The organism is Maribacter sp. 1_2014MBL_MicDiv (assembly GCF_001865655.1).
GTDB classification, from domain to species: domain Bacteria; phylum Bacteroidota; class Bacteroidia; order Flavobacteriales; family Flavobacteriaceae; genus Maribacter; species Maribacter dokdonensis.
This window is the reverse complement of sequence record NZ_CP011318.1, coordinates 3,286,332-3,299,924: the sequence shown is the minus strand read 5'-3', so window position 1 is coordinate 3,299,924 and position 13,593 is coordinate 3,286,332. Positions and strand designations below refer to the sequence as shown.

General features: G+C 36.8%; 10 protein-coding genes and 1 tRNA gene. 6 read left to right on the top strand and 5 right to left on the bottom strand.

The features are described 5' to 3' along the window. Nucleotides 1-27: 27 nt before the first annotated feature. Together YQ22_RS13935 and YQ22_RS13930 are read right to left on the bottom strand one after the other, a co-directional pair. Complete coding sequence (locus tag YQ22_RS13935; protein ID WP_071341678.1) at nt 28-1,611, bottom strand: aldehyde dehydrogenase (NADP(+)); 1,584 nt, start codon at nt 1,609-1,611, stop codon at nt 28-30. A 117-nt stretch (nt 1,612-1,728) separates the two neighbouring features. Next, nucleotides 1,729-2,646, bottom strand: a complete 918-nt coding sequence (locus tag YQ22_RS13930; RefSeq protein WP_071341677.1) for a dihydrodipicolinate synthase family protein — start codon at nt 2,644-2,646, stop codon at nt 1,729-1,731. 132 nt (nt 2,647-2,778) lie between these two features. On the opposite strand from YQ22_RS13930, the gene YQ22_RS13925 reads away from it, so the two are divergent. The 6 genes from YQ22_RS13925 (at nt 2,779) to YQ22_RS13900 (ending at nt 7,563) form a co-directional block, all read left to right on the top strand. Further along, a complete protein-coding gene (locus YQ22_RS13925; RefSeq protein WP_071341676.1) occupies nt 2,779-3,624 on the top strand; it encodes an AraC family transcriptional regulator in 846 nt (281 codons plus the stop codon). An 84-nt stretch (nt 3,625-3,708) separates the two neighbouring features. Further along, nucleotides 3,709-3,792, top strand: a tRNA-Leu gene (locus tag YQ22_RS13920). Nucleotides 3,793-3,902: 110 nt separating this feature from the next. After that, complete coding sequence (locus YQ22_RS13915; RefSeq protein ID WP_071341675.1) at nt 3,903-4,802, top strand: MerR family transcriptional regulator; 900 nt, start codon at nt 3,903-3,905, stop codon at nt 4,800-4,802. Nucleotides 4,803-4,813: 11 nt separating this feature from the next. Further along, nucleotides 4,814-6,271 carry a phytoene desaturase family protein gene (locus YQ22_RS13910; RefSeq protein ID WP_071341674.1) on the top strand — a complete coding sequence of 486 codons (1,458 nt, stop codon included), beginning with the start codon at nt 4,814-4,816 and terminating at the stop codon, nt 6,269-6,271. 6 nt (nt 6,272-6,277) lie between these two features. Further along, nucleotides 6,278-7,117: a phytoene/squalene synthase family protein gene (locus YQ22_RS13905; protein WP_071341673.1), complete on the top strand. Its 840-nt coding sequence runs from the start codon at nt 6,278-6,280 to the stop codon at nt 7,115-7,117. Next, entirely contained in the window at nt 7,117-7,563 is a 447-nt protein-coding gene (locus YQ22_RS13900) for a sterol desaturase family protein (protein WP_058103451.1), read from the top strand. Before YQ22_RS13905 ends, YQ22_RS13900 begins: the two co-directional genes overlap by 1 nt. Nucleotides 7,564-7,567: 4 nt before the next feature. Here YQ22_RS13900 and YQ22_RS13895 read toward each other — a convergent pair whose 3' ends face one another. From YQ22_RS13895 to YQ22_RS13885, 3 genes are all read right to left on the bottom strand, one after another. Then, a complete protein-coding gene (locus tag YQ22_RS13895; protein ID WP_071341672.1) occupies nt 7,568-8,122 on the bottom strand; it encodes a TlpA family protein disulfide reductase in 555 nt (184 codons plus the stop codon). A 78-nt stretch (nt 8,123-8,200) separates the two neighbouring features. Further along, nucleotides 8,201-10,474, bottom strand: a complete 2,274-nt coding sequence (locus YQ22_RS13890) for an aconitate hydratase (protein WP_071341671.1) — start codon at nt 10,472-10,474, stop codon at nt 8,201-8,203. Between the two features lie 161 nt (nt 10,475-10,635). Further along, complete coding sequence (locus tag YQ22_RS13885; protein WP_071341670.1) at nt 10,636-13,410, bottom strand: bifunctional aconitate hydratase 2/2-methylisocitrate dehydratase; 2,775 nt, start codon at nt 13,408-13,410, stop codon at nt 10,636-10,638. Nucleotides 13,411-13,593 lie beyond the last annotated feature (183 nt).

Below are 13,593 nucleotides of genomic sequence, written 5' to 3'. Positions count from 1 at the left end.
AAAATCTTAAACTACATGTAGCTGAACCTAAATTTCCGTATTTGTATAAACACCTTCTACAAGACGCGTTATACCTAGGGGATTTTCATTTTTCAGTGCATCTGGCAAAAGTCTATTAGGCCAATCTTGATATGACACCGGGCGTACCCATCTTCGTATGGCAGATGTACCAACCGATGTAAAACGAGAATCTGTAGAAGCCGGGTATGGTCCGCCATGCACCATAGAAGAATTTACCTCTACACCTGTGGGTACACCATTGAACAGTATGCGACCTACTCTGCCCTTTAATGCATCCACAACTCCAGCGTTCAATTCCAGTTCTTCTTCACTGCCCAAAATTGTTCCCGTTAATTGACCTTCCAAATGGTTGATGATATCTTCCATCTCAGCGCCATCTTTACACATGACCACTATAGAGAAAGGTCCAAATACCTCTCTATGCAATTTTGTATTCGCTAAAAAATCCGAACCACTTACTTTTAAAATTAAAGGCTGACCACTATTAACCTTGACATCATTCTTATACTCGGCAGTAATTACCACTCCATCTTGCTCCGAAAGTTCCTTTTTACCTTCCACATATTTAGCATATATATTAGGATGGAGCATGGTTGTTGGCTCCAATTTTAGAATCTCCTTAGACAAAGTATCTATGAATTCATTAAGATGTTCTCCTTGTACTCCTAAAATCAATCCCGGATTTGTACAAAACTGACCCGCACCTAAAGTAATTGACGAAGCGTATTTAGTTGCCCAAGTATCACCTTCTTGTTCTAATGCCGATGGCAGCAAAACCACTGGGTTTATACTTCCCATTTCTGCAAATACCGGTATTGGCTCATCTCTTTCGTTAGCCAATTTATAAAGTGCGGTTCCACCATGTATACTTCCGGTAAAACCTACGGCCTTTACTTTTGGGTGTTTTACCAACTGCTGGCCAACTTCAATACCACCGCTATTTAAATTAGAAAATACACCATTGGGCATACCTGTCCTCTTCGCCGCTTTAATGATTGCTGAAGAAACAAGTTCACCTGTACCAGCATGCATAGGGTGACTTTTTACGATTACGGGACATCCTGCGGCTAGAGCACTTGCCGTGTCTCCACCCGCCGTAGAAAATGCCAAAGGAAAATTACTGGCACCAAATACCACTACTGGACCCAACGGAAATAGCATTTTTCTTATGTCAGATTTTGGCAATGGCTCTCTATCTGGTTGTGCTTTTTCAATAACGGCTTCTACCCATGACCCTTGTTTAATCAAGGTTGCAAAAGCTCGTAATTGTCCCATAGTTCTGCCACGCTCGCCCACCGCTCTTCCTTGGGGCAGACCAGACTCTCTGCAATACGTGTTTATCAGCTCATCCCCTAAAGCTTCTATTTCATCTGCAATAGCTTCTAAAAACTCAGCTTTTTTTTCTCCTGAATAATCTTTATAAACTGCATAGGCATCCGTTGCCAAAGCAACTGCTTCATTGATTTCATTAATTGTAGCCTCATAGAATGTCCATTCCGTGTTCTCATTATTTTTAGGATCAAAAGTCTTGAACGTTCTCTCACCTTGTTTAGAAGCTTTATTCCCTATTGCATTTGTACCGCTGATCATTTTTTATTTTTATCGTGTTACCCAAAAGTAAAGAAAGTACCCGTAACAAATTTCTACATTCTGTTTACATTTCACTAAAGTTTCAGGCGCAACATATTTTAGTATGAGTTTTAAAATTTAAGCCAAGTTCTTATAATCTGGTAATGTAGGCCTTGTAACTATACCCTGTTTTATTATAGCGGCTACTCTTTCTCTTTCAGCTCCTACTAAAGGTAACCTAGGTGCCCTAACATTTTCTGTGCCTATACCCGTAGCAACTTCTGCCATTTTAATGTTCTGTACCAATTGCGGACTTATATCCAACTCTAACAATGGCAAAAACCATCGGTAAATTTCCAATGCCTCTTTTATGCGACCTGCCTTTGCCAATTCAAAGACGGCACAAGTCTCGGCAGGAAATGCACAAACCAATCCAGCAACCCAACCATCGGCACCCATTAATGTGCTTTCCAGCCCAAGCGTATCAACCCCGGTCAGTACATTTAACCTATCCCCAAATTTTGTCTTTATACGGGTAATATTTGATATATCTCTTGTTGATTCTTTAACAGCCTGTATGTTACTGCATACCATTAACTCGTCCAACATTTCCAATGTGACCATTATACCGTAATCTACAGGATTGTTATATATCATAATGGGCAATTTTGTGCTATTTGCCGTTTCCTTAAAATAGGTTACCGTTTCATAATCATTAGCTTTATACCGCATTGGTGGCAACATCATTAATCCAGTAGCACCGCATTCTTCCGCTACCTCTGCCGCATGTTTGGCATCTTTAGTAGTTTGCTCTGCAATATTGATAATAACCGGTACCTTACCTTCTACCAACTGCACGGTTTCTTTCATTAAAACCTTTTTTTCATCATACGTAAGTGTGCTTGCTTCTCCCAAAGTTCCTCCAAGTATTATTCCACTCACTCCTGCTTCTAATTGGGCTTTTATATTGACCGAAAACATGTCTAGATCCAATTCATCCTTATAGGTAAATTTTGTTGTTACTGCCGGCATAACGCCTGTCCATGATATACTCATTTTATATTCTTTTGATGATACCCAAAAATAAGATGGGCTTTACCAATCAAGTGTATTCATATTACCTAAACTTGTTACTATATTACCATGTAATTATTCTATATAAAATATATAGTGCTAACTTAGATGCACATGAAAGTGTATCCTTTTAAAATACCAAAACCTATAAATGAACATTTAATCGTTCAGGTCGATAAAGAGCCTATTTTCTATAATAGACTTCATCAACATGAAGAAATTCAAATAAGTCATATTATAAATGGTAGTGGTAAGTTATTGGTAGGCGATAGTGTCCATCAATTTTCAAAAGGAGATATTTTCGTAATAGGCGGTAACTTACCTCACGTATTTAAAAGTGTTCTCAATGAACAAGACGCGCATATGTTTACCGTGTTCTTTACTTCCCGGTCTTTTGGTGCAGATTTTTTTGAACTCCCCTATTTTAATGAGTTTAAAACCTTTTTTAGTAATGCCACTGCAGGATTTAAAGTAGAAACAAACCAAAGGAAAATTGCTCAGCAACTTGTAAAATTGAGCTCTCAAAATAAACTTAAGCGCTTTATTTTATTTTTAGAATTATTAGATGAACTAGGGCGAGCAAATAAGCAAACATTGAGTCGGTTTGTTTATTCCAAGTCATTAAGTAGTAATGAAGGTGAACGTTTACAGATTGTGTTCGATTTTGTGTTGAAGAACTTCCATCAGCCTATTTCGTTAGAGCAAATTGCTAAAATGGCTTATATGACACCAAATGCATTTTGCCGCTTTTTTAAACAACGTACCAACAAAACATTTTTTCAATTCCTGATCGAGTTACGTGTAGCACATGCTTGTCAACTGCTAAGTTCAAACAAAGAATTGAACATTAATGAGGTAGCAGACCTTTCTGGTTTCAATTCCATATCTAACTTTAATAAAAAATTCAAAAAAATTAAAGGTGTTACCCCAACCCATTACCAACAGTCTCTTTCATTTTAAAACTATTAGCATATTAATTATGGTTAATATATTTTAATTTGAACTATAGGTTTCTATATTTGCCATCCAACAAACTTCACATTTGCCCACGTGGTGAAATTGGTAGACACGCTACCTTGAGGGGGTAGTGTTCGTAAGGACGTGCTAGTTCGAATCTAGTCGTGGGCACAAAAGGTTAGACCAAGGTCTAACCTTTTTTTATTTTGATAATTTTAACTTTTTGGTACTGCTAGGCGTTTTAATAAATTGTAGATTTGTTTAATCCTTTTTCAAAAAACATGAACAATGTAAAAAAACAATTTAGTATTAGAGACTTGGAGAACCTCTCTGGTATTAAGGCACACACCATTAGAATTTGGGAAAAAAGATATAATCTTTTATCTCCTGAACGCACAGATACTAATATTAGAACGTATAGTCTAGCTAGCTTACAGAAATTGCTTAATGTGACGTTACTTTACAACAATGGTCACAAAATATCTAAAATTGCTAAAATTTCAGATAAAGAAATACCATATGTTGTTCGTGAAATTGTAGCAAAGCATAGTCACAAAAGCCAAGCGATAAACGCATTTAAATTAGCCATGGTCAATTTTGACCAAACCATGTTTTTCAATACTTATAATGCCCTTCTAAGTGAAAATTCCTTTAGGGAAATATTCAAGGAAACCTTTGTACCCCTGTTGAACGAACTTGGTCTTTTATGGCAGACAGATACGATCAGTCCTGCTCATGAGCATTTTATGAGCAGTCTTATCAAACAAAAGATACTACTGAATATTGAAAAATTACAACACTTGGAACCAACAAAGACAGATAAGGTTTTTGTAGCTTTCTTACCAGAAAACGAAATTCATGATATTGGATTGCTCTATATTAACTATGAAATTATATTGAAAGGTTATAAGTGTATTTACTTAGGTCCAACAATACCTTTAGAAAATTTAGAAGATGTACTAAAGTATTTTGATGACATTTATTTTGTCTCATACTTTACCATTTTCCCAGAAAAGGATCGTGTAAATAAATATTTGGAAGAATTCAGCAAGTTGGTTGCAGACTATCAAAATCCAAATTTCTGGATTTTGGGCAGACAGATCAATTTTATTGACGACGCCGTTAAGCCAAATTACTGTAGAACTTTTACCTCTATAGATAGCTTGGTCAGTAATTTATAATCTGTAGAATAATGAAGAAAAGTTGTGTAGTAATAGGTTCGGGATTTTCATCTTTATCCGCAGCTTGCTATTTAGCAAAAAATGGATGGAATGTTTCCATTTTTGAAAAAAATGAATCTGTTGGCGGTAGGGCTTCACAGTTTGTAAAAGACGGATTTACTTTTGATATGGGTCCAAGTTGGTATTGGATGCCCGATATTTTTGATAAATTTTTTGCCGATTTCAATAAACAAACCTCAGATTATTATCAACTGGACAAACTTAGTCCTGCCTATAAAATTTTCTTCAGTGACGATGTAATTACCATTGGTGATTCTATGTCCAAAATTTGTGATGAATTTGAACGAATAGAGCCGGGAAGCTCAAAAGCACTAAAAAAATTCATTGATAAAGCACAGGAAAATTATGACATTGCCATTAACAAAGTAGTTCTAAGACCAGGTCTTTCACCGTTAGAATTGGTTACTAAAGAAACTATTCTAAAAATTGATCAATTTTTTAAAACCATTAGCTCACAAGTTCGTAAGTCTTTTAAAAATCCGAAATTGGTTTCTACTTTAGAATTTCCTGTTTTGTTTCTTGGTGCAAAGCCAAGCAATACGCCTTCTTTCTACAATTTTATGAATTTTGCTGATTTTGGCTTAGGTACTTGGCATCCAAAAGGTGGTATGTACGAAGTTATAAAAGCAATGAAAAATTTGGCAGAAGAATTAGGAGTCGTTATATACACCAATGCAACGGTAGAACAAATACAAGTAACTAATGGCAAGGCCACCGGTATTATTTGTAAGGGCAAAGTTCATCACGCAGACAAAGTACTGAGCGGTGCAGATTATCAACACTCTGAAAGTTTGCTAGAAGACAAATATCAGCAGTATAGTAAGACGTACTGGGAGAAAAAGGTTTTCGCACCATCTTCTTTACTATTTTATATAGGGTTCAATACAAAATTGAAAAATGTAGAACATCACAATCTGTTTTTTGATACCGATTTTGAATTACATGCCAAGGAAATATATGACAAACCACAATGGCCTACAAATCCTTTGTTCTATGCAAATTTCCCATCGGTAACAGATGGCAGTATGGCCCCAAAGGGTTGTGAAACAGGTTTTTTTCTAGTGCCCATTGCCACTGACCTAGAAGATACCGAGGCTTTAAGAAATCAGTATTTTGATTTAATTATGGATCGTTTTGAAAAAAGAACAGGCCAAGACATTAGAAATAATATTATATTCAAGGAAACTTTCTGTGTCAATGATTTTATTGATCGGTACAATTCTTATAAAGGTAATGCCTATGGCATGGCAAATACCTTGACCCAAACGGCATTTTTAAGACCTAATCTTAGAAGTAAAAAAGTAGGTGATTTATATTTTACAGGACAACTGACTGTACCTGGACCAGGAGTACCCCCAGCCTTAATCTCCGGTAAACTAGTGTCAGAATTAATTATAAAGGATAATTAGTAATTTATGAAAGATACTTTTGATCAAGTTTCGTACCAATGTAGTAAAATCGTAACCAAACGATATAGTACCTCTTTTGCTCTCGCCACAAAGATGCTACACCCTTCTATACGTAGTCATATCTATAATATATATGGCTTTGTACGTTTTGCAGATGAAATAGTAGACACTTTTCATGACTATGATAAAGAAGTCCTGTTTAATAAATTTGAGCAAGAACTGGAGGCGTCTTTACAAGACAGAATTAGTCTTAACCCAATTTTAAACTCATTTCAACATACGTACCATACATACAATATTCCCAAACACCTTGTAGATTCTTTCATGAAAAGTATGCGTATGGATCTTTTTAAGAATGTATACCGAACAGATACCGAATACAAAGAATATATTTATGGGTCTGCAGACGTTGTAGGTCTCATGTGCTTGCAAGTTTTTGTTAAAGGTGATGTTGAAGCTTATAACAAGTTAAAAGAATCTGCCATGGCTTTAGGTTCAGCTTTTCAAAAAGTGAATTTCTTGAGAGATGTAAAAGCCGACTTCGAAGAATTGAACAGATCCTACTTTCCTAATACTAATTTAAAGGAATTGGACGAAGCCTCTAAAAAACGCATTGTTGAAGAAATAAAAGAAGACTTTAAATTAGGATACCAAGGTATTGTAGGGCTTCCAGCTGAAGCAAAATTTGGTGTTTATACCGCTTACAAATATTATTTTAAGCTACTCAAAAAACTACAGGGCACTCCCTCTCTAGAAATAAAGAATGCACGTATTAGGGTGCCTAATTACCAGAAATTTGGACTATTGGCCCGTTCATACGTTAAATTTAAAATGAACTTAGTGTAATGGATATTGTTATTTGGATATTGATTTTTTTAGGCACTTTTCTATTTATGGAATTCATGGCGTGGTTTACCCACAAATATGTAATGCACGGATTTCTTTGGAGTTTACATAAAGATCATCATAAAAAAGATCATGACTCTTGGTTCGAGAGAAATGACCTGTTCTTTATTTTCTATGCCATTGTAAGTATGTCATTGTTTTATTCAGGCACTACAGGTTTTTGGTATGGCTACCCGTTGGGGTTTGGAATTCTGGCCTATGGTATTGCTTACTTTTTAGTGCATGACATTTTTATCCATCAACGTTTTAAGTTGTTTAGAAATGCCAATAACTGGTACAGTAGAGGTGTTAGAAGAGCACATAAAATGCATCATAAACACTTAGGCAAAGGTGATGGTGAATGTTTTGGAATGCTATTTGTTCCCTTTAAGTACTTTAAAAAGTAATTGGTTATTCCGCTATTAACTTATTTAATAGCTTATCTATCTTATCATTATCCCAATCTGCAATTGCATTTTGATGTATTACAATAGCTCCATTTTTATCAATTAGATATGACCCGGGTGGCTTTAATAAGCCTATAGGACTAGGCTCACCAATTATTTGGTAGGTTACCGGAAATGTATAACCTTGTTCTTCCATAAATAAATCTACAGGGGCTCTTTCCTCATTCGTAATCACGTAGAATTTCATCTTGTCGCCATACGTACCATACAAGTATTGCACATCTTTTAATTGTGCTTGAGAAGGCATGTGCCACGATGTCCAGAATGTAATAAATACTACTTTTCCTTTTGCCTCATCAAAATTAAAAAACTTCCAATTTTCATCTTTAAGCTTCCAGTCATAGTCAGTAATCTTACCTCTTTTTTCTGGTTTAATTATGGTTGGTGAAGTGGCAAAAAACCTGTTGAGCATAATTTTGCTATAATCACCCAAGGGTGTCACAAAAAAAGAAAGCACGAATGCAATGATCAATAAGGTAAAAACCGTTTGTCTCTTCATAAAAGTAAGCTAGGGGTCAAAACTAAAAAACTCCTGAATAATATCAGGAGTTTTCCTTATAAATTTTAAAAGGTTGTATTAAGATGCGTTTTCTCTCTTAATCACATTTAAAGCTGAACCTTCTCTATACCAACCAATCTGTGCGTCATTATAAGTATGGTTTACTTTAATTACATCTTTACTACCATCAGCATGCACTATTTCTACCGTTAAAGGCTTATCTGGCGCAAAATCAGCAATATCAATAAAATTAAAAGTATCGTCTTCTTGAATTAGGTCGTAATCATTTTCATTTGCAAATGTTAAGCCTAGCATACCTTGTTTTTTAAGGTTTGTTTCATGAATACGTGCAAATGATTTCACGATTACCGCAGCTACACCTAAATGGCGAGGCTCCATAGCAGCGTGTTCACGTGAAGATCCTTCTCCATAGTTATGATCACCAACTACAATACTTCTTACACCTGCCGCTTTGTATGCACGTGCCGTATCTGGAACACCTCCATACTCACCGGTCAATTGATTTTTGACCATATTGGTTTTCTTTCCAAACGCGTTAACGGCACCAATTAAACAGTTATTAGAGATATTATCTAAATGACCACGGAAACGCAACCACGGTCCTGCCATAGATATATGGTCTGTAGTACATTTCCCAAAAGCTTTGATCAATAATTTTGCACCCATTAAGCTTTCATCCTTAATAGGAGTAAACGGTTCCAATAATTGCAATCTTTCTGAATCTGAAGCTACTTTTACGGTAACACTAGATCCATCTTCTTTTGGAGCCAAATAACCAGCGTCCTCTACCTCAAAACCTTTTGGAGGAAGTTCCCAACCAGTTGGCTCATCGAACATCACCTCTTCACCTTTTTCGTTGATCAACTTATCGGTCATTGGATTAAAATCCAACCTACCGGAAATAGCTATTGCAGCAGTTACCTCAGGCGATGCAACAAAGGCATGCGTGTTAGGGTTACCATCCGCTCTTTTGGCAAAGTTTCTATTAAATGAGTGTACAATACTGTTCTTTGGTGCATTTTTAGGATCGCTATAACGCGCCCACTGTCCAATACATGGTCCACAAGCGTTCGTGAAAATTTTAGCATCCAATTTCTCGAAAATTCCAAGAATACCATCTCTATCTGCCGTATATCTTACTTGCTCAGAACCAGGATTGATCCCTAATTCCGCTTTCATTTTTAATCCTTTATCAATAGCTTGTTGCGCAATTGAAGAAGCTCTAGACAAATCTTCATAAGAGGAGTTGGTACAAGAACCAATAAGCCCCCACTCCACAGCCAACGGCCATTCATTAGATGTAGCCTTTTCTGTCATATCACTACCCACTTTTGTAGAAAGATCGGGTGTAAATGGTCCATTCAATAACGGAGTCAATTCAGAAAGGTTAATTTCGATTACCTCGTCAAAATATTGTTCTGGATTTGCATACACCTCAGCATCTGCAGTTAAATGTTCTTTAACCTTATTAGCGGCATCTGCAATATCAGCTCTGTCCGTAGCCCTTAAATAGCGCTCCATAGACTCATCATAACCAAAAGTAGACGTCGTAGCACCTATTTCAGCACCCATATTACAAATGGTACCTTTACCGGTACAGGAAAGATTTTTGGCTCCTTCACCAAAATATTCAACTATAGCACCGGTACCACCTTTTACGGTTAGTATTTCGGCAACTTTTAAAATAACATCTTTAGGAGCGGTCCAACCAGAAATATTACCGGTCAATTTTACACCGATCAATTTTGGGAATTTAAGTTCCCAAGCCATACCCGCCATAACGTCAACAGCATCTGCTCCACCTACACCAATAGCGACCATACCTAAACCACCTGCGTTCACGGTGTGAGAATCGGTACCGATCATCATCCCACCAGGGAAAGCATAATTTTCCAATACCACTTGGTGAATAATACCTGCACCTGGTTTCCAGAAACCTATTCCATATTTATTTGAAACAGACTCAAGAAAGTCAAAAACTTCAGCACTTGTGGAATTTGCAGATTTTAAATCTGCAGTTGCCCCACTTTTAGCCTGGATCAAGTGATCACAATGAACTGTAGTAGGTACTGCAACTTTTGGCTTCCCAGCTTGCATAAATTGCAATAACGCCATTTGTGCCGTAGCATCTTGACAAGCAATACGATCAGGAGCAAAATCTACATAGTCCTTTCCTCTGGTAAATGCTTCAGTAGGGCTACCATCCCATAAATGAGAATACAAAATCTTTTCTGAAAGAGTAAGTGGTTTGCCCACTACCTCTCTTGCTTTGTCTACACGTTCCGCCATGGAAGCATAAACCTTCTTAATCATATCTATGTCAAAAGCCATAAAATTTATTTATAAAATTGTTAATCTATCTTATCCGTACAAGATACGAAATGTACGTTGAATTTAAGAGCGCATATGAAATTAAGAATGATTATAAAAAATGGAAGAAAAAAAGCCCGAGCAAACATGCCCGGGCTTTCCATTATGCTATATACAATGTATTATCTCACCAACTGTTTTGTTGATGGCTTAAACTTCGTTAAAACAATACCGTCTACTGCTGCTTCATATTCTGCCATAGTTGGCGTTCTTCCTAAAATGGTAGATAGCACCACTACAGGGGTAGAAGACAATAAAGATTCTCCTTTTTTCTCACCAGAATCTTTTACGACCCTTCCTTGGAACAAACGAGTTGATGTTGCCATAACCGTGTCTCCTGGCTCTGCTTTTTCCTGGTTACCCATACAAAGGTTACAACCTGGTCTTTCTAGATAAAGCATGTTTTCATACTTAGTACGTGCCAATCCTTTAGGCGCACTATCATCAAATTCAAATCCTGAATACTTTTGAAGTACCTCCCAATCACCTTCTTCTTTTAACTCGTCTACAATATTATATGTTGGTGGTGCTACAACTAATGGCGCCTGGAAGGTTACTTTGCCTTGTTGTGCCTCGATATTTTTCAACATTTGAGCCAAAATTTTCATATCGCCTTTATGCACCATACAAGACCCTACAAAACCTAGGTCCACCTTTTTGGTTCCACCATAGTAAGATAAAGGTCTAATTGTATCATGCGTATAACGCTTGGAAACATCTTCGTTATTTACATCTGGATCAGCGATCATTGGTTCAGCTATCTCATCTAAATCGATAATAACTTCTGCATGATACTTAGCATTGGCATCTGGTCTTAAAGATGGTCTAATACCGGTTTTAAGCTCAGTAATTCTGGTTTCCGCTTTTTCTACAAGTCCTTTTAAAACTTGCTTAGCATTATCCATGCCTTTATCGATCATAATCTGAATACGGCCTTTGGCAATTTCAAGAGATTCTATCAATGTCTCATCTTCAGAGATACAGATAGATGCCTTAGCCTTCATCTCTGCTGTCCAATCAGTAAAGGTAAATGCTTGATCAGCTGTTAAAGTACCGATATGAACCTCGATTACACGACCTTGAAATACGTTTTCACCACCAAACTGCTTTAACATTTGTTGTTGTGTCGCATGAACTACATCACGAAAATCCATGTAAGACTTCATTTGCCCTTTAAAGGTAACTTTTACCGACTCAGGAATAGGCATAGAAGCCTCACCTGTAGCTAATGCCAAAGCAACGGTACCAGAATCAGCACCAAAGGCTACACCTTTAGACATACGGGTGTGAGAATCTCCACCAATAATAATATCCCAATCACCCACAGTGATATCATTTAATACTTTATGGATTACATCCGTCATTGGAAAATACACCCCTTTTGGATCACGACCAGTAATTAAACCAAAGTCGTTCATAAACTTCATAAGCCTAGGAATATTGGCTTTTGATTTATCATCCCAAACAGATGCCGTATGGCAACCTGATTGATATGCACCATCAACAATTGGAGAAATTACCGTGGCAGCCATCATTTCCAATTCTTGTGATGTCATTAAACCAGTGGTATCTTGAGAACCTACGATATTTACTTCTGCACGAACATATGATCCTGCATGCAAAGTAGCTCCAGAAGTACCCACTGCATTCTTATTGAATATTTTCTCTACCGCGGTCAATCCTTGTCCTTCAATAGAAACCTCTTTTGAAGGTGCATATACTTGAGGTACATCTATACCCAATACCTTACAGGCAAAAGTTTGTAGTTTCTTTCCAAAAACTACAGCATAAGAACCACCTGCTTTCATGAACTCCATTTTCTGTGGTGTAAATGCTGCAGAAACATCCTTCAACTCAACTTTACCATGATACAATTTTTTCTCTTTTGTATTTATGGTCAAGACAGTACCCGTGGCAACAGAATACATCTGTTTTAAAACTGGTTCACCGTCTTCATCAACAATAGTGGTACCATTTTCATCTTTTTGCTGTACCCAGTTTTTAAGATCTAATCCTATACCTCCGGTTACACCAACGGTTGTTAAGAAAATTGGAGCAATACCATTAGTTCCCGCAATTACCGGGGCAATATTGATAAATGGCACATATGGGCTAGAGGAAATACCGGTCCACAATGCAACATTGTTTACACCGGACATTCTTGAAGAACCAACACCCATTGTTCCTTTTTCCGCAATAAGCATTACACGCTTGTCAGGGTGCTTTTCTTTTAGTTCAAGCACCTCTTTTTGCATTTCTTTGTTATGCTCAAAAATACATTGACCATGTAATTCACGATCAGATCTTGAATGTGCATCACCCCCTGGAGAAAGTAAATCGGTTGAAATATCACCAACACCGGCAATGTAGGTCACCACCTCTATTTCTTCTTCAATCTCCGGTAGTTTCGTAAAAAACTCGGCTTGTGCATAGCTTTCAATAATATCTTTAGCTATTTCACTTCCGTTTTTAAGTGCTTCTTCTAGACGATCAGTATCCGCCTCATATAAAAACACCTGTGTCTTTAAAACCTTTGCGGCTTGCAACGCCAATTCTTTGTTATCACCTAAAGCAACATCTAACAATACCTTAATAGACGGACCGCCTTTCATATGCGACAACTGCTCCAATGCAAAAGCCGGCGTAATTTCCTTCACGACAGACTCACCAACGACAATCTCTTTAAGAAATTCTGCCTTTACACCTGCAGCACTAGTAGTACCAGGTAACACATTATAAATAAAGAAATTTAGAGAATCTTCTCTATACTCATTATCTACATCTTTAATTTGTTCAATAATCTTGCTAAGTAAATCAGCGCCATCTATCGGCTTTGGATGAAGACCTTGACTTTTACGTTCTTCAATCTCCTTAAGGTAATCTTTATAAATGCTCATTAATAAGTGATTTGTATATTTAATTGGATATAATGGTGAAATAGCGACTTCATAATTTTCTCTGAAGATTTGTGGAAAATAAGAACACTATTACTACAAATGGACAGATTAATTGATTGTTGAATGTTTTATTCGATTAGAGTATTACTTGGTCTTCTAATGGTATCAAAATCAAATGTCATC